General features: G+C 64.1%; 23 protein-coding genes and 1 pseudogene. 12 read left to right on the top strand and 12 right to left on the bottom strand.

All coding sequences use genetic code 11. The features are described from left to right. Position 1 precedes the first annotated feature (1 nt). Together QRN45_RS18515 and QRN45_RS18510 are read right to left on the bottom strand one after the other, a co-directional pair. Complete coding sequence (locus tag QRN45_RS18515; RefSeq protein ID WP_241708367.1) at positions 2-697, bottom strand: response regulator; 696 nt, start codon at positions 695-697, stop codon at positions 2-4. A 327-nt stretch (positions 698-1024) separates the two neighbouring features. Further along, positions 1025-1564: a TspO/MBR family protein gene (locus tag QRN45_RS18510; protein ID WP_241708368.1), complete on the bottom strand. Its 540-nt coding sequence runs from the start codon at positions 1562-1564 to the stop codon at positions 1025-1027. A gap of 236 nt (positions 1565-1800) precedes the next feature. Here QRN45_RS18510 and QRN45_RS18505 point away from each other — a divergent pair, with 236 nt between their 5' ends. After that, positions 1801-1968 carry a hypothetical protein gene (locus tag QRN45_RS18505; protein WP_284764251.1) on the top strand — a complete coding sequence of 56 codons (168 nt, stop codon included), beginning with the start codon at positions 1801-1803 and terminating at the stop codon, positions 1966-1968. A 58-nt stretch (positions 1969-2026) separates the two neighbouring features. On the opposite strand, the gene QRN45_RS18500 is transcribed toward QRN45_RS18505, so the two are convergent. From QRN45_RS18500 to QRN45_RS18480, 5 genes are all read right to left on the bottom strand, one after another. Next, on the bottom strand, positions 2027-3280 hold the full coding sequence (locus tag QRN45_RS18500; RefSeq protein ID WP_284764250.1) for an APC family permease: 1254 nt from the start codon (positions 3278-3280) through the stop codon (positions 2027-2029). Further along, positions 3273-3593, bottom strand: coding sequence for an Rv3488 family transcriptional regulator (locus tag QRN45_RS18495; protein ID WP_284764249.1), 321 nt, complete (start codon positions 3591-3593; stop codon positions 3273-3275). The genes QRN45_RS18500 and QRN45_RS18495 overlap by 8 nt, the downstream gene beginning before the upstream one ends. 305 nt (positions 3594-3898) lie before the next feature. Beyond that, the gene (locus tag QRN45_RS18490; protein ID WP_284764248.1) at positions 3899-4354 is read right to left on the bottom strand and encodes a type 1 glutamine amidotransferase domain-containing protein; all 456 of its coding nucleotides are present in this window, start codon (positions 4352-4354) and stop codon (positions 3899-3901) included. Between the two features lie 8 nt (positions 4355-4362). Continuing rightward, complete coding sequence (locus QRN45_RS18485) at positions 4363-4770, bottom strand: DUF302 domain-containing protein (RefSeq protein WP_284764247.1); 408 nt, start codon at positions 4768-4770, stop codon at positions 4363-4365. A 33-nt stretch (positions 4771-4803) separates the two neighbouring features. Next, the gene (locus QRN45_RS18480; RefSeq protein ID WP_241708374.1) at positions 4804-5061 is read right to left on the bottom strand and encodes a metal-sensitive transcriptional regulator; all 258 of its coding nucleotides are present in this window, start codon (positions 5059-5061) and stop codon (positions 4804-4806) included. Positions 5062-5181: 120 nt separating this feature from the next. On the opposite strand from QRN45_RS18480, the gene QRN45_RS18475 reads away from it, so the two are divergent. From QRN45_RS18475 to QRN45_RS18445, 7 genes are all read left to right on the top strand, one after another. Further along, complete coding sequence (locus tag QRN45_RS18475) at positions 5182-5799, top strand: rhodanese-like domain-containing protein (protein ID WP_284764246.1); 618 nt, start codon at positions 5182-5184, stop codon at positions 5797-5799. Then, a complete protein-coding gene (locus QRN45_RS18470) occupies positions 5796-6554 on the top strand; it encodes a sulfite exporter TauE/SafE family protein (protein ID WP_284764245.1) in 759 nt (252 codons plus the stop codon). Before QRN45_RS18475 ends, QRN45_RS18470 begins: the two co-directional genes overlap by 4 nt. 22 nt (positions 6555-6576) lie before the next feature. Next, positions 6577-6918, top strand: coding sequence for a rhodanese-like domain-containing protein (locus QRN45_RS18465; RefSeq protein ID WP_241708377.1), 342 nt, complete (start codon positions 6577-6579; stop codon positions 6916-6918). 32 nt (positions 6919-6950) lie between these two features. After that, a complete protein-coding gene (locus QRN45_RS18460) occupies positions 6951-7247 on the top strand; it encodes a rhodanese-like domain-containing protein (protein ID WP_284764244.1) in 297 nt (98 codons plus the stop codon). Between the two features lie 48 nt (positions 7248-7295). After that, a complete protein-coding gene (trxA, locus tag QRN45_RS18455; RefSeq protein ID WP_241708379.1) occupies positions 7296-7658 on the top strand; it encodes a thioredoxin in 363 nt (120 codons plus the stop codon). Between the two features lie 84 nt (positions 7659-7742). Beyond that, a complete protein-coding gene (locus QRN45_RS18450; protein WP_284764243.1) occupies positions 7743-9155 on the top strand; it encodes an MBL fold metallo-hydrolase in 1413 nt (470 codons plus the stop codon). A 107-nt stretch (positions 9156-9262) separates the two neighbouring features. Continuing rightward, on the top strand, positions 9263-10546 hold the full coding sequence (locus tag QRN45_RS18445) for an MFS transporter (RefSeq protein WP_502870733.1): 1284 nt from the start codon (positions 9263-9265) through the stop codon (positions 10544-10546). Between the two features lie 127 nt (positions 10547-10673). On the opposite strand, the gene QRN45_RS18440 is transcribed toward QRN45_RS18445, so the two are convergent. After that, a complete protein-coding gene (locus tag QRN45_RS18440) occupies positions 10674-11078 on the bottom strand; it encodes a Rossmann-fold NAD(P)-binding domain-containing protein (RefSeq protein ID WP_284764241.1) in 405 nt (134 codons plus the stop codon). On the opposite strand from QRN45_RS18440, the gene QRN45_RS18435 reads away from it, so the two are divergent. Beyond that, a complete protein-coding gene (locus QRN45_RS18435) occupies positions 11071-11397 on the top strand; it encodes a hypothetical protein (protein ID WP_284764240.1) in 327 nt (108 codons plus the stop codon). The two genes, QRN45_RS18440 and QRN45_RS18435, sit on opposite strands and share 8 nt — an antisense overlap. Here the strand turns inward: QRN45_RS18435 and QRN45_RS18430 are convergent. From QRN45_RS18430 to istA, 3 genes are all read right to left on the bottom strand, one after another. Continuing rightward, on the bottom strand, positions 11394-11915 hold the full coding sequence (locus QRN45_RS18430; protein WP_241708399.1) for a hypothetical protein: 522 nt from the start codon (positions 11913-11915) through the stop codon (positions 11394-11396). The two genes, QRN45_RS18435 and QRN45_RS18430, sit on opposite strands and share 4 nt — an antisense overlap. A gap of 121 nt (positions 11916-12036) precedes the next feature. Beyond that, positions 12037-12855: an IS21-like element helper ATPase IstB gene (istB, locus tag QRN45_RS18425; RefSeq protein WP_241708400.1), complete on the bottom strand. Its 819-nt coding sequence runs from the start codon at positions 12853-12855 to the stop codon at positions 12037-12039. After that, positions 12852-14525 carry an IS21 family transposase gene (istA, locus tag QRN45_RS18420; RefSeq protein ID WP_241708401.1) on the bottom strand — a complete coding sequence of 558 codons (1674 nt, stop codon included), beginning with the start codon at positions 14523-14525 and terminating at the stop codon, positions 12852-12854. The genes istB and istA overlap by 4 nt, the downstream gene beginning before the upstream one ends. Before the next feature lie 148 nt (positions 14526-14673). Between istA and QRN45_RS18415 the strand changes: the two genes are divergently transcribed. The 3 genes from QRN45_RS18415 to QRN45_RS18405 all read left to right on the top strand — a co-directional run bounded on the left by QRN45_RS18415 (position 14674) and on the right by QRN45_RS18405 (position 16993). Beyond that, the gene (locus QRN45_RS18415) at positions 14674-15126 is read left to right on the top strand and encodes a flavodoxin domain-containing protein (protein ID WP_241708402.1); all 453 of its coding nucleotides are present in this window, start codon (positions 14674-14676) and stop codon (positions 15124-15126) included. A gap of 15 nt (positions 15127-15141) precedes the next feature. Continuing rightward, positions 15142-16116: a 1-phosphofructokinase family hexose kinase gene (locus tag QRN45_RS18410; protein ID WP_241708403.1), complete on the top strand. Its 975-nt coding sequence runs from the start codon at positions 15142-15144 to the stop codon at positions 16114-16116. A 130-nt stretch (positions 16117-16246) separates the two neighbouring features. Next, positions 16247-16993: a glucose 1-dehydrogenase gene (locus QRN45_RS18405; protein WP_264637855.1), complete on the top strand. Its 747-nt coding sequence runs from the start codon at positions 16247-16249 to the stop codon at positions 16991-16993. Positions 16994-17199: 206 nt separating this feature from the next. Here the strand turns inward: QRN45_RS18405 and pta are convergent. Further along, positions 17200-19152 (bottom strand): annotated as a pseudogene (gene pta, locus QRN45_RS18400) (phosphate acetyltransferase); the annotation flags it as partial. Between the last annotated feature and the right edge of the window lie 89 nt (positions 19153-19241).

Raw genomic sequence — 19241 nt, 5'->3', positions numbered from 1 at the left:
GTTAGCGAACCGTTCCCGTATCCGTCTCTGCCCCGTGGGCCATGTAGACGGCCGCCTGGGTGCGTCGCTCAAATCCGAGTTTGGCCAACATCGAGGACACATAGTTCTTCACGGTCTTTTCGGCCAATAGCATCTGCTCACCGATCTGGCGGTTCGTCATGCCCAGGCCGACGAGTTCCAAGACCCGGCGCTCCTGGGGGGTCAGTGAGGCGACTCGGGGATCTACCCGTTGAGGCGCGGTGAGTCCTTGGATGATTTTCGCCTTAACCCCTGCGTCAAACAAGGATTCGCCCCGGGCCGCCCGGCGCAAGGCGTCCAAAAGGTCCGTGCCACCGATTTCTTTCAAGACATATCCCGACGCGCCGGCAAGAACCGCACCGCGCAAGGCCTGTTCGTCATCGTAGCTGGTCAGAATCAGGCAATTCAGCGAGGGATCGATGGAACGCACATCCCGGCACACTTCGATCCCGGTACCATCGGGCAGCCGGCCGTCCAGAATCGACACGTCCGGGCGCAACGCCGGGATACGCCGGGTGGCTTCGTCCGCGGAGCCGGACATGCCGACCACTTCGAAGCCCTCGCTTTCCAGAAGTTCGCGAAGCCCGCGCCGGACAAGTTCATGGTCATCGAGGATATAGACGCGGATTGGTCCTGCGCCGGAGTTCCCTGGGCCACCTTGTGCTGCTGGCCGATTCATGGTCCTCCTGTCCGGCAGCCTGTGGCCGGGGTCGCGGTCGCGCCGGTCCATCATGGTTTGTCCGGCCCTGTTATTGTTCACGACCGTCCGACGGCTCACAAGGGCCGAAGGGCCTGGTGCGTGGCCGCCGGGCTCCAACAGACGCCGGAGTGCCGTAGACGATTGGCGCCGCGATGTCCGGGCTTAGCGTAAATGCACGTGGCGGCTGACCTGGCTCCGTCATTTCAAATGAAGTGCTCAGGCGAGGAACGGCGTTCGCGATGGTTCCGTTGGCGGACGTGCGGAAGTAAACCGCTCGATTGTGGACAAGGTAGCTGGCCAGGCTTGTCAGTTGTGGGCTGCGGCATAGAGGTTCAGGCTGGCCGAGAACACGATCCAGGAAAGGTAGGGCAGCATCAGTACTCCTGCTGTCGCGTTTATCGGTCCAAAACGGATGAGGGTTGCTGTCACTGCCAGGGCCAGTGCGGCGATGAGGACAAGGGCCAGCCAAAGTGCGGCGTCGCCCCATGTGGGGTACATGCCGAAAAAGGTCGGCGCCCAGGCGAGGTTGAGCAGCATTTGGATACCGTACGCTGTCATGGCTGCGCGGGTCTTGGCCGAGTGCTGGCGCCAGACCAGCCACGAAGCCACGGCCATCGCCGTGTACAGCACCGTCCAGGCCGATCCGAAGACCCAGGCCGGCGGCGTCCAGGGCGCTTTGTTGGCCGTTGCGTACCAGCCGGAGGCATTGCCAAGGATGGCCATGGACCCCAGCAAAGATACCGTGTACGAGAGGACGAGAAATCCCAAAAGTGCCGTGATTTGACGCGCAAGACTCGTCCGGGCGGTCGTCAGCGGGCCGCTCGTCTGTTGGGATTCAGCCGTCACGTGGTCCACCTTGTTCGATCGAGGGTTGCACTTACAGTCTGGCAGGCTGCCGGCTTGACGTGGTCGTCCGGAGAAACGCCGTCGGCAGGCTCCCAAGGGAGGGCTCGGGGCGGGCGCGTACGTGCATAGCGGCCATCCGGGGCGTGAGCCGGGGCCGGCTGCAGCCGATGCTCGTTGAGCTCGCGGACGTGTGTATGGATCCCGGCGCCGGAGCGACACTCTCGGGGATTCGATTTGTGTCCGCTGTGGCACTGGTCGGGGCCACGGTGGTTGACCGTGTGATGGCTGGTGCTGTGCTGCGTGAGCAGGAGTGCCCGCGCGGGTTCATCAGGTCTATCGAGGACGCCAGGGAATGGCTGAATCGCTTGCCGGCTCCGCAGGCGTTGGGCGAGTCCCCGGTCTGACTCAGGAAGCACTCGACCAAGTTGCTGGGATCCTGACCCAAACCATGACCCGTTTGGGTCAGGATCTCCTTCGCAGCCTGACCAGGCGCAGAATGATCCCTGCCGCGAACATGAGGATGCCGAACACCACGGAAATCGGTGGGAGGGCGGCGATCAGGGCCACGCATGCCGAGGCGCCAAGGACCTGGAGGGCCTTAGGGTATCTGCGGTCCGTGTCCGGCTGCGTAAACGCGGCGATGTTGGCTACCAGATAATAGATGAGCACGCCGAACGAGGAGAAACCGATCGCGCCCCGCAGGTCGGCGACGGAGATGATCGTGCAGATCACCACGGCCAGGGTGGTCTCGGCCCGATGGGGAACCTTGTAGCGGGGGTGGATGGCGGAGAGCCAGTGCGGAAGGTCGTGTTCGCGGGCCATGGCCAGGCTGGTCCGTCCCAGCCCGGCGATGAGGGCCAGTAGTGCGCCCAGTGCCGCGATCGCTGCCCCGGCCCTGACGACGGGGCCGGCCCATGACATTGTCCCGGTTTCTACTCCGGCGGCGAGCGGCGTGGAGTTGGACGCCACTGCGTCGGGGCCGATGGTCGCCAGAAGGGTGACGGCAATGATGGCGTAGATGATGATGGTGAGGCCCAGGGCGATGCCGATCGCCCGCGGGATCGTGCGTTTGGGGTCACGGACTTCTTCACCCATGGTCGCGATCCTGGCGTAACCGGCGAAAGCGAAAAACAACAGACCTGAGGACTGCAGGATTCCGTACCAGCCGTGGGCCAGCAGCCCTTCCCCAAGAATCCTGCCCGGATCCGGGACTGAACCTCCCCAGCAGGCGGTAACCGCGATCGCAAGGGCCGCCATCACGAGCACGACGAGGATGCGGGTCAGCCCGGCCGTCCGCGTCACTCCGTGATAATTCACTGCAGCAAGAACGATGACGGCAGTGATGGCCACGGGACGTTCCCACCCCGCCCGGGCGGCATACGCGGCAAAGGTCATGGCCATGGCCGCGGCGCTGGCCGTCTTCCCGATCACAAAGCCCCACCCCGCCAGGAAACCGGACCAGGGCCCGAGGCGTTCCCGGCCGTAGACGTAGGTCCCGCCTGAGGTCGGATAGGCGGCGGCGAGCTGTGCCGAGGACGTCGCATTGCAGTAGGCCACCACGGCGGCAACGACGAGTCCGACCAACAGGCCCGATCCCGCAGCCTGGGCCGCGGGGGTGAAAGCCGCGAACACGCCGGCGCCGATCATCGAGCCAAGGCCGATCATGACGGCGTCAAAGGTGCCCAGTCGTCGGACCAGAGCCTGGGGGTTACTCATGCGGATTCTCCTTCGGAGATTCGGGAAGGATTTCGGCGGCGAGCTCGGCAACGGACTTGCGACCGTCGGCCAGCACATCAAGGGCCGCTTGCGTGGACCGGTAGACCCGGCGGCGCCGGCCGCCGACTACTTCCTGGCGGGAGACCAGCAGGCCGTCCTGCTCCATGCGGTGCAGCGTCGGATACAGGGTTCCGGGAGAGATTGAATACCCGTGCTTGGCTAGCTCTTCGGACATCCAGGCGCCGTGGATGTCTTCTTTGGCGGCGTGGTGGAGGATGTGCAGTCGCACCGCCGCACGCATTAGTTCACGCATCGCAATCCTATTGTCGAATGTGGATATCGAAATCCGATATTTCGCCGGGTTCTACGATATCTCTGCTCAGGCACCGTATCCGGAAGCATTTGTCGCCGGGCCAATTTCGCGGCTTTGATGCGGCGTATCGAGGACCGCCGGTCCGGCGGTTTTTCGTTTCCTCCGGGGCGTGATGAAGATGCCGGGACAGGTCCGCCGTTCCGGTGTACGGCGAACCTGTCCGGAGAAGCATCGGCGGTTGATGAGGACTCCGGTAGGCTACCGGGAATATGGCCTGCGAGCGGAAATTCCGTCGATACTGCCGCTTATGCGGTCAGGGTGCGCAACATGGCAAGCAGCGCGTCGGCGGCTGGGGCCGACGATTCCGGGTTCTGACCGGTGATCAGCAGGCCGTCCTCGACGACGTATGATGCCCAGTCGGCACGCTTGGAGTATTCAGCGCCCAACTTAGTCAGCTCGTCCTCTACCAGGAATGGCACGACGTTGGTCAGCTGCACGGCCTCTTCTTCACTGTTAGTGAAGCCGGTGACCTTCCGGCCGCTGACAAGTGGGCTGCCGTCTTCATTGCGGGCACGGCGCAGGACGCCGGGGGCGTGGCAGACCAGCGCAACAGGCTTTGCGGAACGCAGAGTCGCCTCGATCAGGTGGATGGAGTCCTGATCCTCGGCGAGATCCCAGAGCGGCCCGTGGCCGCCGGGGTAGAAAACAGCGTCATAGTCCTCGGAGGACACCGAGTCCAGCCGAACCGTGGCGGCGGGCATGGCGTGAGTTAGCTACTCAAGGCGGTGAGGGCTTTGCGCAGGCGATTGGCGGCGTCGTCGGCGATTACTTTGACGGCCGGCGCAGCGCTGAGCTGGACCATGGCCTGCGGGTCGATCGCTTCGATGGTGGTGACTCCCGCGTCTTTGCCGCGCCGTACAACGACGTTGCAGGGCAGTAACGCGCCGACTTCCGGTTCTGCGGCGATGGCCCGGCTGGCCAGGGCCGGGTTGCAAGCGCCAAGGATGGTGTAGTCGCCCATAGCGTCAGCGGCTTCGGCTCCAAGCTTGGCTTCAAAGGTGGAACGCGCGTCGATTTCGGTAAGGTTTCCGAACCCCTGGGCTGACAGGGCGTCCCGGGTGTGGTCCAGTGCTTCGGCCCACGGAAGATCGATGGTCGTGCTGAGCGTGAACGTCATGATTTTCCTTGGATGACCTCAGGGCGGGGTTGGTCAAGCGAGGGAGAGGAAGAGCTTTTCCAGGTCTTTCCTGTCCATGCTTGCGTCCTTCTGAACGATGCACTGCTCCAGGCCTGTGGCGATGATGGCGAACCCGGCGCGGTCGAGGGCCTTGGATACGGCTGCGAGCTGGGTGACGACGTCCTTGCAGTCCCGGCCTTCCTCCAGCATGCGGGTGACGGCGGCGAGTTGGCCCTGTGCGCGTTTGAGGCGGTTGATCACAGGCGTGAGTTCGGTTGGGTTCAGTTCCATGGGGGTCTCCATTAGTGGGGTGCTTGCACTAATAATATACCCCCTAGGGTGTTTTGACTACCCCCAGGGGTATCTGTGATACTCGGTGGGGTATTCACGTTCCCTATTGAGAGGCCAGCAATGACTTCCCCTTCCACGCCCCCTGCCGTTACCTCGCTCGCCCCTGCAGACCTCCAGTCCTGGCTCAAGGAACACCAGGACCTGGTGGTGATCGATGTGCGTTCCGCCGCTGAATTCGAGTCCATGCACATCCGCGGCTCCTACAATGTGCCGCTTGCGCTGCTTTCCGAGCACACGGACGAGCTCGCCGCGCGGCTGGGTTCCCGCGTGGTCCTGGTGTGCCAGTCCGGCGTCCGCGCCGAGCAGGCACGCCAGCGCCTTGCCAAGTCAGGGATCGACGGCGCCTACGTCCTGACGGGCGGTGTTCCCGGGTTCGCTGTCGCAGGCGGCGATGTTGTCAAGGGCAACGACCGCTGGGACCTGGAACGCCAGGTCCGCCTCGCTGCCGGTTCCTTGGTGGTGCTGGGACTGGCCGGGGGCAGGTTCGTCTCTCCCAAGGTGCGCATGCTGGCCGGGGCCATCGGAGCCGGCCTGACGTTCTCGGCCGCCACCAACACGTGCGCCATGGGCAAGGCCCTCTCGGCCATGCCGTGGAACAAGGCCGCCACGGAGCCCACCCGCGAAAACGCCATCCTGCGGCTTCCCGCGCCGGCCGTTGAAGAGGACGCCGCGGCATGATTCCCGCCCTGGGTCTGGGGCTCGTCGTCGGGATCGTCCTGGGCGTAGTGGGCGGCGGCGGGTCGATCATCGCGGTTCCGGCCCTGGTGTATGGGGTGGGCATGAGCCCCCCCCAGGCCATCCCCACATCGCTGCTCGTGGTGGGGGTGTCCTCGCTGGCCGCCTTGCTGCCCCGGGTCCGGGAAGGCCTGAACTGGCCGGTCATCGCGCTGGTCGGGGCTGCCGGCATCCCGGCTGCCTGGGGCGGTGCGGCCGTAGGCCGGCTGCTGGACCCGAACATCCTGATGCTGGCCTTCGCCGTGATCATGGTGGCAGCGGGCATCCGAATGCTTGGCAGATCCCGCGAAACCGAGGGATCCTGCAGCACCGGCTCACACCGGTCCTTTCGGTCCTGCGCTCCAAAGGCGGTGGGGGTGGGGCTGCTCGTGGGCTTCCTCACCGGACTGCTCGGGGTGGGCGGAGGCTTCCTCATCACCCCCGCACTGACGATCTTCCTGGGCCTGCGCATGAAGCAGGCCGTCGGTACGTCCCTGGCGATCATCGTCATCAATTCCGCCGCCGGATTCAGTGCCCACGCTGCCGGTTACACCATCGACTGGGCCACCACCATGGCGTTCGCGGTCCCGGCCATCCTCGGTTCCCTCGTGGCCGCCAGGCTGGCCGGCCGCCTGAAGGACAAGCACATCCGCATCTCATTCGCGGTACTCATCTTCGCCGTCGCGGTGTGGGTCACCGCCGGTACGGTCACCGCCTGACCTCGCCCAATAGGAGAGCACCATGGGACTGATCGATTCCCTCAAGAAGGCATTCCACAAGCCCTACAGAACCATAAGCGTCGCCCAGGCCAAGGAACTTCTGGCCTCGGGTGCCACCCTGATCGACGTCAGGTCCGCCCAGGAATGGCGCTCCGGACGAGCGCCCCAGGCCAAGCACGTCCCCCTGGACCGGCTGCAGGCCAGCCAGGCGGGGATTCAAAAGGCCCGGCCCGTCATCGCCGTCTGCGCCTCCGGGGTACGGTCCGCCTCCGCGGCCCGGTTGCTCGCCCCGAAAGGGTACGACGCCTACTCGCTGCGCGGCGGCATGGCGGCCTGGCGCAAGGCCGGCGAACCCGTCCGCTAACAGAAACGCCCAATACTTCGAAGGAGAACCCCATGGCTGAAATCACCATCACCGAAGCCGATCAGCGCCGCACCACCGCCCGCATCGTCGATGTCCGCGAGGACTTCGAAGTCGCCGAAGGCATGATTCCCGGCGCCCTGCACATCCCCATGGGCCAGTTGCAGGCACGCCTGTCCGAACTGGACCCGGCAATCCCGGTCATCGCGGTCTGCCGCAGCGGCAACCGCTCCGCCGCCGTGGCCGACGCCCCCAACGGTGCCGGCTTTTCGGCAGACACCATGGCCGGCGGCATGATCGCCTGGACCAGCGCCGGACTCCCCACCACCTGAGCCCTGCCCGAATCCAACCACCCACCACCCGAAAGGATACGAATCATCATGGCAACCATCGACGTCACCGAACAGAGCTTCGCCGAGACCCTGGAGAGCAACGAGATCGTCTTCGTTGACTTCTGGGCGGCATGGTGCGGTCCCTGCCGCATGTTCGCACCCACCTACGGGAACGCTGCAGAACGGCACCCGGACATCACCTTCGCCAAGGTCGACACGGAAGCCGAACAGGGATTTGCCGCAGCTGCGGGTATCACTTCGATCCCCACGCTGATGGCCTTCAAGGATAAGACCCTGGTCTTCTCCCAGCCCGGAGCCCTGAACGCGACCGGCCTGGAAGAGATCATCCAGGCCGTAAAGAACCTGGACATGGTCAAACTCCGGGCTGATGATGCCCGGCAGCAGGCCTGACGCACGCACGGATTGCCGGGGGATACCCCGCTACGAGCACACCGAAAAAATATCCCTCCACCCCTACCCGAAGGAGAGCGCCAGATGCTTATCGAGCGCATTTACGATGAAGACCTCGCCCAGGCCAGCTACCTGATCGGCTGCCAGGCCAAGGGGGAAGCCATTGTTGTCGACGGCCGCCGCGACATCGCGGTGTACCAGGATCTCGCCGAGAAGAACGGCATGAAGATCGTGGCCGTCACCGAAACCCACATCCACGCCGACTACCTTTCCGGCACCCGCGAACTTGCCGCAGCGACCGGGGCAAAGATCTACGTCTCCGGCGCGGGCGGGCCGGACTGGCAGTACGAATTCGACGGCGATCGGCTGTACGACGGCGACACTATCGCCTTGGGCAATATCAGCATCCAGGCGGTGCACACTCCGGGCCACACCCCCGAGCATCTGTCATTCCTCATGACGGACGGCGCGTTCAGCGACCAGCCCGGCTACCTGCTGTCGGGTGACTTTGTTTTCTCCGGCGACTTGGGCCGCCCGGACCTGCTTGATGAGGCGGCCGGCGGGGTGGACACACGCTTCGAAGGCGCCAAACAGCTCTTCGCCAGCCTGCGCGACAAGTTCCTGACCTTGCCGGACTACGTCCAGGTCCACCCGGCCCACGGCGCCGGCAGTGCCTGCGGCAAGGCCCTCGGTGCCATTCCCTCTACCACGGTGGGCTACGAGCGGCTCTACTCCTGGTGGGGCCCCTACCTTGCCGCGGACGACGAGCAGGGCTTCATCAACGAACTCCTGGACGGACAACCGGACGCACACGCCTACTTCGGGCGGATGAAGCGTGAGAACCGGGTAGGGCCGGCCGTCATGGGCGAACGAGCCCCGCTGAAGGAACTCGACACCGCTACCGTCGCCGAAGGCCTGGAAGAAGACACCTTGACCTTCATCGACACCCGCTCCAACACTGCGGTCCACCAGGGAACCGTTGCCCGCTCGCTGAACGTCCCCGCCGGCAAGTCAATGGCAAGCTTCGGCGCATGGGTGGTGAACCCTGAGACGGACAAGAACCCGCTGGTGCTGCTGGCAGCAGACCATGAGCAGGCCCAGGATATGTGGGACCACTTGGTACGCGTCGGCATCGACAACGTCGCCGGCTACCTCACCGGCATCAACGGGCTGCCCGCGAGCACCCCGAAGTTGATCCAGCCCGAGGAACTCGACGGCTTCGACGCTTTCATGGTGCTGGATGTCCGCAACCGTACCGAGCACACCGCCGGACACATCCCCGGCTCGCACCAGCTCAGCGGCGGCAGGGTCATGTGGCACCTGGACCAGCTCCCCGCCGAAGGCACCATCGTGAGCTACTGCCAGTCCGGTGTCCGGAACTCCGTTGCCGCGAGCGCCCTGCGCCGCGCCGGCTACGACGTCGTCGAACTCGACGGCAGCTATGCAGCCTGGACGATGTGGCATCAGACGCAGCAGAACGCCGTCGCAGGAAAGTAACCCCAACAGTCCGGGCAGGTCCCCCCTCCGGCCCGGACATCCAGCCCGGGCGCGTCCCCCACGCGCCCGGGCATTTCTTCGACCCCATCATGAACGGAGCACCCCGAATGCCGGGAAGTAGACCGCCGAGCCACAACCCAGGATCCACAGGAACCATGCTGGGTCTTCGGCAGAACCTGGCCCAGTTCATGCTGCTGGTGGCAGTTAACGCCCTGGTGGGCGGCACGCTCGGGCAGGAACGCACTGTCCTGCCCCTGCTCGCTTCCCGGACATTCCACCTGGACCTCTATACAAGTGCGCTGACGTACATTCTCGCGTTCGGTCTGTCCAAGGCCGCGACGAACTACTTCGCCGGAACCCTCTCAGACCGCTATGGCCGCAAGCCCGTCCTCGTCGCCGGATGGCTTGTGGCAATCCCCGTGCCGGTCATGCTCATCTTCGGGCCGTCCTGGGGTTGGATTGTCGCGGCGAATGTGTTCCTAGGCGTCAGCCAAGGCCTGACCTGGTCCACGGCAGTGATCATGAAGATGGACCTCGTCGGACCGAAGCAACGCGGCCTCGCCATGGGCCTGAACGAAGCGGCGGGCTACCTCGGGGTCGCCGTCACTGCCCTCGCGACCGGGTACATCGCCTCCGCGTACGGTCTCCGGCCCGGCCCCTTCCTCCTCGGAGCTGCATACATCGCCCTCGGTTTGGGACTGTCTGTCCTGACCGTGAGCGAAACCCACCACCACGCCAGGACTGAAGCCTCCCAGCACGTCACCGCTCACGCCGATGCGCACGCCGGCCTCAGCACGCGGGAGGTCTTCACGCTCACCAGCTTCAAGGACCGCTCACTCTCCGCAGCCAGCCAGGCTGGCCTAGTGAACAACCTCAACGACGGCCTCGCCTGGGGCCTCTTCCCGGTTTTGTTCGTCAGCTCCGGGCTAAGCCTGAACCAGATAGGCATCCTGGCCGCCGTCTATCCCGCGGTCTGGGGCGCGGGGCAACTCTTCACCGGAGCGGCTTCGGACCGGTGGGGCCGCAAGTGGTTCATTGCGGCCGGCATGCTCGTGCAGTCCGCGGGACTCGGGATAGTCGCCGCAGCGCACAGCTTCGGACCCTGGCTCGTCGGAGGAATCCTCCTGGGACTTGGAACGGCAATGGTCTATCCCGCACTCCTGGCTGCAATCGGAGACGTCTCACACCCCGCCTGGCGTGCCCGCTCGGTCGGGGTCTACCGGCTCTGGCGCGACGGCGGGTTCGCCATTGGGGCGCTCCTGGCCGGTCTCCTCGCGGACGAGTATGGGGTTCCCGCAGCCATCGCCACCGTGGCCGCGCTTACCGCAGCCTCCGGCTTAGTCGTCGCCGTTCGAATGCGCGGCAACGACCACACTTCACATCTTCGATAAGAAACACGGGCAAACGACTGACCAGCAGAGCTCGGTGCGGGTGCGGATGCTTGACGCTGGCTGGTCGACCACGAAGATTGCACCGAGGGGGGCCAAAGTGCTCAGCCGGCAGCGATTCGATTGGAAGCTAGGGCCGCCGCCCGATTACGGTGACGATGCCGCGTACTGAATCGCCCTCATCCGCGACGGCGTGCCACGCCGTGCCGCCGAGTGCCTTCTCAAGCGCGAGCCTGAAGAGCACGGCGGCGTCGAGGGCATGCACGGCCGGCCAGCGCTGGTCGCCGTCGCCCGGGTAGCTTGCCACACCGGTCTGGCGGGCCATCCGGGTGAGGAACCCGGCGAATCCGCCGTCTCCCTTGTTGTGCACGGTGCGGTTGTGCATGGTGCGGGGGAGCTGGATAGTGGATGCGCGTACGCCGCGATCGGCGAGGGAGAGGATGCGGTTGGCGGATACTCTGCGGCCGCCGACCGTCCCCACGACCGTGCCGGCGTGGACCCCTCTCCTCGCCCAAGCGAAGGGGTACGTGATCACTTACTTCGATTACCACTCGAACACTTACAGCAGCGCTGTGCACTCAGCGCTCACCTCGTGCACTTACAGTGTCTACTACATCGGGATGGATTCCATCCTGAACAAGTACGACACATATTGGGGTTGGTGGGACCAAGTCGGCGAGGGCAGCAACGCAGCCTATTACGTCAGTTCCTTGACGTCGGCTGCTACCTTCACGTGCACAACCGGAAACAACAGCGGTTTCTCGGGAAGCACTACCGGTGAGTTGTACTCCGGGGGTACGAGGTACACGGCTGCCGCGTACGACGGTACGTATTTCTGGGCCTGCGGCAACTAAGTTCCAGAGCCGGGGGCCGGGTTCTTTGCGGACCCGCCTCCGGCTTCCGGCATCTGAATAACCCTGTCATAGGTTTTGCAGAGAAATGGCTCGGCGGCGTGGATCCGGTCGGCCGCAATTTGAAACATGTCAATGTAATGCCCGCCCGGAACTTGAACCCTAGGGAGTCTTCCTGGTTCAACGATCCAGAATGCACCAGGGAATGCTGCCAGGACTGTGTCCGCGTAGTAGAGCGCAACGTCACGTGAAAAGTCATCAACGTCGCCGGCGGGATAAGACCGGTTTCTGATTGCCTCGTCCAACCGTTCCAGACCTTCACGCGAGCACACAACTTCCTTCCCGTCTCTCGGAAGAAGCGGTTCCAGCGTCGGATACAAGCGCAACAGCCCGGCAAAACGCTCTGTTGGCCGTGCCTCGTCTTCCTGCGTATAGACCGCGAACAGCCGGCTGGGCGGATGCGATAGGGCGAATCTCACCGCTGCCCGTGCACGTTCGAGGCTCTCATTAATTTCGGACATACTAACCGACCCCCATGGGACAGAGCCCAATCCAGCTTGGTACCGGGTCAGCAGCCCGGGCATGCTGTGAATCTACGCTGCAGGGCCTCTGGCGGCAACGGCCACATTGGCCGCACCCCGATTAGCTGGCGGCCTGTTGAGCGATGGTGTGGGCGAGCCGGTAGGAGTCGGTGCCGGTTTCGATGATGGCGCCGTTAAAGGTCAATCGGTCCACTATTGCGGCGCAGAGGCGCGGGTCGGTGAAGGTTTTGGTCCAGCCGGAGAAGGACTCGTTGGAGGCGATGGCGATGGAGTTCTTTTCTTCGCGTTCGGTGAGGACTTGGAAGAGGAGTTCGGCGCCGCGGCGGTCCAGTTCCATATAGCCCAATTCGTCGATACAGAGCAGGTCCACGCGGCCGTAGCGGGCGATGGTTTTGGCCAGGACTTTATCGTCGGCGGCTTCAACGAGTTCGTTCACGAGCCTCGTGGCGAGGGTGTATTTGACCCGGTAGCCCTGTTCCGCGGCCGCGGTGCCTAGCCCGATGAGCAGGTGGGTTTTGCCCGTTCCGGAGTCCCCGATCAGGCACAGGGGTGAGCCTTTGCGGATCCAGTCCCCGGTTGCGAGGGTGTGGATGGTGGCGGGGTTGATGTTCGGGTTGGCATCGAAATCGAAGTCTCCGAGCCATTTGTTCCTTGGAAAGTTTGCTGCTTTGACCCTGCGGATGGAGGAGCGCCGGTCCCGGTCGTCGCACTCGGCAAGCAGCAGTTCGGCCAGGAAACCCTGGTAGGAGAGTTGTTCCTTCCCTGCGACGGTGAGGGCTTCGTCCAGGACCGCCCTGACGGTGGGCAGGCGCAGCCGACGGCAGGCCTGGTCCACGGCCGCGACCGCGGCTTGTTCGGTCAGGCCGCGGCGACGGCGCAGTGTCGGGGTGATGGTGACGGCAGGGGCGGTGGGGCTCATGAGATGTTCTCCTTCGACGCGTTGTCCGGGTGTTTGTTGCGTTTGGCGAGCAGCTCGTCATAAACACTCACCGAAGGAAGAGGGCGAGCGTCCTCCGGGAGCCCCGCAATAACAGCGGCGGGGTCCATGAGCCGCCGCTGGGTGAGACTGACAACCCGTTGCACATTTACCTCGTCATGAGCACCGTGATGACGGTCCGAACCGCCCTCACCCGCCGAAACGTTTGTAGCGTGTCTGCGGGCTTCGACAGCGACGACGTCGGCGCTGACCGCGCCCACTCCCAATGCCGCGGTGATCCCTGCCTCGATGTCTGCTCCGTCCATGGAACGGTGGAGCAGCAAGATGTCGATCAGTTCACGGGTTCCCTCGGCGTCGCCATTGACCCGGCGCGAGGCGGCCCAGAAGGCTTCATGGGCGCTGGTGAAAGCACCGGACTCCCGTGCCCGGGCCAACGCGGTGGAGCCAGGCAAAGCGCCGGGCTTGGTTTTGAGGACCTCCAGGTAATGGTCCAGCTGGACCGACTGTGCGCCCTTGGCAATGATCCGCTGATGCCGGGCCGCCACCGCGCGGCCGTCGAACACTACAAGCTCCGATGCCCGCAAGGACACCCGGACTCTTCTGCCTATGAACCGCGCGGGCACGGAGTACTTCACCATCCGCACCGTGATCATCGATGACCGGTCCACCCTCGGGTTCAGCACCAGACCGGGATCGAACTCTTCGGCCGGCAACGGTGCCAGGAACGGGCGCTCGGCGGCGAGGTCCTGGCCGATGGTGCGGATCCGGTCATTGATCCGCCGCTGATCGTCTTGGACCTCCCAGGCCCGGATCCGGTGGTTGAGCTCCTCCAGGGATCTCGCGACGGGCATCGGGGTAAGCCGGTTGCGGCGGAACCAGCCCACCTCGCCCTCGACTCCGCCTTTCTCGTGAGCCCCGGCAATACCTGGCTGGCAGTAGAAAGGATCAAAACCGTAGAACGAGCGGAACAACACCCACCGGTCGTTCTCCGTTCGTTTCCGGCCCTGCCCGAACACCACAGCCCGGACGGCGCTGGTGAGGTTGTCACAGCGGATGTGTTTAACCGGCACCCCGCCGATCTCGTTGAACGCCTCGATATGGCCTTCCAGAAACGCTTCCTGGGCCTGGGTGGGGTAAATCCGGTGGATGGCCTTGCCGGAATGGGACAACCGGAAGATGAACATGTGACACTTCGTCTTCACCCCGTTCAGCATGATCCAGACTTCGCCGAAGTCCACTTCTGCCTCCGCGCCGGGGGCGTGTTCCTGCGGAACGAACACTTCAACCCGGCGACCGGCTTCGACATCGATCTGCGCCCGACGGACCCGCACGTAATCACGCACCGTCGAATACGACAGCCCCTGGGCACCATGCTCCTCGATGAGCCGGGCAAGAATCCTCCGAGCCGTATGGCGTTGCTTCCGCGGCGCTGTGGTGTCCTCGACCAGCATGGCATCGATCGCGGGTTTGAACGGCTCTAGCCGCCAGGAGACCCCTCGCCGTGGTTTGCGTTCCGGAGGGGCCGCGGACTCCAGGGCCTGCCTCACCGTCCTTCGGTGAACCCCATGCCGGCCTGCCAGTGCACGAACCGACAGGCCCTCAACCCGGGCGTCTCTTCGGATCTGTGCGAACAACTCCACTCTCGACTCCATCCAGACCAGCCTTCTGCCGCATCCATCCATTGATGAATCCAACGTTGAAGGTGGGGCCACGAATAACCGTCACAAGGTGCCCGGCGAGTCATGAAGTGGGGCCGGATATATCCGTCCTACCGGGGCCATCCAAACCTGTCACAGTCACATGGAGGTTGCGCTCGGCGACGTCGAATGCCGGTCCGTGGAGGAGGTGGTGTTCGTCTCCCGCTATGAGGGCATTGTGGTCGGCAGCGCCATCCACAACCAGGCATGGCTGCCTCCGGCTTTGCTGTTCCTCTCACGCCATGAACTTGAGTTGGCCAAGCGACCCGTCTGGGCCTTCAGCGTCGGGATGGCCGACGCGTTGCCAAAGCCGTTTCGTAAGCGCGGTGCAGCGATACAACAGGAGCGGCTCGGAAGAGTCCTGTCCGAGAGAGTCCCGCTGCGCGGACACAAGGTCTTCTCCGGTGTCTACAGGGCCACGCAGATGCCGGCGCCGCTCCGATTCATGTTCCGGCTCGCCGGCGGCCGTTTCGGGGACCTGCGGGATTGGTCTGCCATTGACGCTTGGACGGATCAGATTATTGCCCGAATCGCAAAACCTGGTTCGCCCCTGTAAGGAATCGCTGCTCCTATGCTTGCTCTTATGGAAGCCCCCCAGCCAACGCGTGCGAAGCCGATTCTTACCCTCACGGTGAACCCAGCACTGGACGTCAGCACTTCGACTGAGCGGGTCTACAGCGGTCATAAGCTCCGGTGCGGCGGCAGCCGCCTCGACCCCGGTGGCGGGGGCATCAATGTTGCCAGGGTAATCCAACGGCTCGGGGGCAATGTTCTGGCTGTATACAGTGCAGGCGGACCCACCGGGGAAGCATACCGGCGGCTGATAGAAGCTGAGCGGATCCCTTCGGTGGTCATACCGGTCCAGGGGGACACCCGACAGAACTTCACCGTGGATGAGGATTCGACCGGGAACCAATTCCGTTTCGTACTCCAAGGCGCGGAGCTCAGCGAAGGGGAATGGGGCACCTGCCTGGAAGTCGTTGCCCGGTCAGTTCCGGTTGGCGGATACGTGGTGGCCAGCGGCAGCTTGCCGCCCGGAGTTCCGGAGGACTTCTATGCCCGGATTGCCCGCGTCGTGCGGAAAGGCGATGCACGATGCGTTGTGGACAGCTCGGGGCCGGCCCTCTCCAAAGCGCTTGCCGAGGGTGTCTTTCTCGTCAAACCCAGTCGGCGCGAGCTGGGCGAACACTTCGGAGCACTGCTTCAGAGTGAAGAAAGCCAGGTCGATGCCGCCTTGGCACTCGTTGCCGACGGATGTGCGGAATATGTTGCGCTGACCCTTGGCGACGCCGGAGCCGTGCTGGCTTCCAAAAAGGGCGTAACCCGTTTGCAGGCGCCGCCAGTGCAGGTGCTCAGCACCGTCGGAGCCGGTGACAGTTTCCTTGGAGCGTTCGTGCTGCGGTTGGCGCAGGGGCACCCTGTTGAGGCGGCCTTCAGCTCGGCTGTCGCGGCGGGAAGCGCGGCCGCGATGACCCCCGCTACGGAACTGTGCCACCGGCACGACGTCGAACGCCTGGAGAAGGAAGTCACTGCCGCAGCGGATTGATTCTGGTGACGGGCCTGTGACTTTCGGCCCTGTCGAGGACCGATGCGCGGGCCCAGTCTTAGATCAAAGCGATCAAGAGTCGAGCCTGAGCTTGCTTGGAGTCCTCGCCGTCACACTGAAGGAGCATCACATGGAACGGGTCATCGACAAGGTTGCGCTGGTCAGCGGAGGCGCACGCGGTATTGGAGCCGCTGTGGCCTCCCGGCTGCACGGTGAAGGTGCAAAAGTTGTCATCGGCGACATCCTGGACGAAGAGGGAAAGGAAACCGCGGAGCGCATGGGCTCGAGCGCGCTCTACGTCCATCTCGACGTGACCAGCCCGCAGGACTGGGAGGCAGCGGTGAGCGCCGCCGTCGAAACCTTCGGAGGCCTGAATATCCTGGTGAACAATGCCGGGATCGTGAACTTCGCCTCCATCGAGGACTACACCCTGGAGCAGTGGGACAACGTCATCGGCGTCAACCTGACCGGCACGTTCAAAGGAATCAAGGCCGCGATCCCGGCCCTGCGGCAGTCCAAGGGCGGCTCGATCATCAACATTTCCTCGATTGCCGGGATCCGGGGTTATGAGCAGATCCCCGGGTACACTGCCTCGAAGTTCGGCGTGCGCGGACTGACCAAGAGCGCCGCGCTGGATCTGGGGCGCCACGGCATCAGGGTGAACTCTGTCCATCCCGGAGTCATCTCCACCCCGATGACGGCCGACATGCCAATGGACATGAGCCACGTGGCGCTCAGCCGGATGGGTCATCCGGGGGAAGTCGCGGACCTCGTCCTGTACCTGGCTTCGAATGAGTCTTCGTTCGTCACCGGAGCCGAGTTCGTCATCGACGGCGGCGACACTGCAGGAACGGTCACCCCGCCTGAGGAAGGGTAGCCCTCACCGTGGCCGGACGAGCGTGCGCGTAGGCAGTGCCCCGTCGCGTTGACAGGCTGCGTCAAGCCTGGTCTCGTGCCAGGGGGGCGGCAACTTGGGACTGTACGGCAGTGATGGCAACAGTGTTGATGATGTCTTCCACCGTTGAAACCCCTGGAGAGATCGTTTATCGGCTTGCGGAGGCCTTGCAGGATGGGCCCGACCGCGACCGCCCCCGACGACTGCTCAACAGCCTTGTACGTGTTGTTGCCGGTATTCAGGTCGGGGAAGATGAACACCGTCGCTTGGCCGGCAACGGTGGACGAGGGCAATTTGAAATTGGCAATTGCGGCATCCACGGCGGCGTCATATTGGATTGGGCCCTCAACGGGAAGCTCCGGCCGGGCCGCCTTGACCAAAGCGGTCGCGCGGCGCACCTTGTCCACCGCACCGCCTGTGCCCGAACCTCCAGTGGAGTAGGACAGCATGGCGACCCTGGGCTCCACGCCGAACTGCGCGGCGGTGTCTGCGGATGCAATCGCGATATCGGCAAGCTGCCACTCCGTCGGCTCAGGGATGACGGCACAGTCGCCATACACGAGGACGCGGTCGGGGAAGAGCATGAAGAACACCGATGACACCGTGCGCACACCATCCCGGGTCTTCACGAACTCCAGGGCCGGACGGATGGTATTCGCCGTGGTGTGGGACGCTCCGGAAACCATCCCGTCCGCTTCGCCCAGTTGAACCATCATGGTGCCAAAATAGGCTCCCTCCAGCATGATTTCCCGCGCCCGCGCCAAGACCATTCCCTTGTGCGCCCGTAGCCGTTGGTATTCCGCTGCATAACGCTCGCGCAAGTTCGACGTTGCCGGATCCACAACAACCAGCCCGTCAAGGTCGATCCCCTGAGCTGCGGCCAACCCATCGACGGCGGCCTTGTTCCCCAGGATGATCAGTTCACAGACATCCCTCCGGTGCAGGAGCTCAGCGGCGCGGAGCACCCTGGCGTCTTCTCCCTCCGTGAGGACGATCCGCCGCTTCTGTACCCGGGCACGCTCGATGAGTTCGTGCAGAAAGCGCAAAGGCGTGACGGTGGTTGGCCTTGGCAAGGACAATCTTTCCAGAACTTCCCGCTCGTCAACGCAGCGCGCCCATGCGCCGAGTGCGGCCGCCACCTTGCGGTGCTGGCCGGCGTGTATTTCGCTGCGCACGCCCGCGGTCAAATGGGCCGCGGTGTACGTACCTTCTTCGCTGGTGAATACCGGAAACGGTGCATGGTTGAGCAGTGGACGGACATGGGCATCCGCGTCCAACCCCTCGGTCAGGATCATGGCACTCGGGGTGGGGAATTGGGGCGACAAGGCAGACGCCAAGCAAGCAACCATCACATCTGCCCGGTCTCCGGGAACAATCACCAGGTCCCCCGTACCGAGCCCACTCAGGAAATTGCCTACGGTCATTGCGGCCACGGTGACCCGGCCGACGTCGCGGTCAAGCTCTGTGCTGCCGCCCGCGTGGCTCAAGCGAAGCGCGGCCGAAATGTCTCCCACCGTCGGCCGCGATATCTCTGCTATTTCCGGAATGACGTAGACAGGACGTCTGCTGACTCCCGGCCGCAATGCGGCATGGATGTCGCCGACCGTGCTGGCGTCGGCCCGGTTGACCATGACGGATAGAAGGGAGCAATGCATGGAAGCAAGCTCCTTGCGCGCCACATCGACGGCATCGGCAGTTTCTTCGGAAGACAGCCCCTTTGCGCCGACCACCGCCAGCACTGGCAATCCCAGATTGTTGGCAAGCCTGGCATTCAGGTCGAATTCAGCGGCCGCGTCGTGGCCCCTGAGGCCTGAACCCTCGACGATCACCACATCACACTGCTTCGCGATCTGGCCGTACGCCACGACGGCGTCCCCGAATATCTCGTCACCTCGTCCGGCGCCCAACAAGCCAAGCGCCACGGGGAGTGTGATTCCACCCAGGCAAAGGGATGGATTGAGCCCATACATTTCCCGAATCAGGAGAATCATGGGATCGTGGCCGGCGTCGGGGCCTTCCACGATCGGTCGTAAGAAGCCGACCCTATCTGCATGCCGGTGCAGGGTGTCGGCCAGCCCAAGACTCACCAACGATTTTCCGGACTCCGGTGTGACAGCACTGACGTAGATACCTGTGACCATACCGCGTTGCCCTCCGTCCGCCGTTGATTCGCTTTAACCTGTGAGTTTCGCCCGTCGTACGCGGGTAATGACGGTTGGGCAGGGCAGGG

The sequence above is a fragment of the Arthrobacter sp. efr-133-R2A-63 genome (genome assembly GCF_030209795.1).
Lineage (GTDB): Bacteria > Actinomycetota > Actinomycetes > Actinomycetales > Micrococcaceae > Arthrobacter > Arthrobacter bambusae_A.
This window is presented reverse-complemented; position numbering and strand designations above follow the sequence as displayed.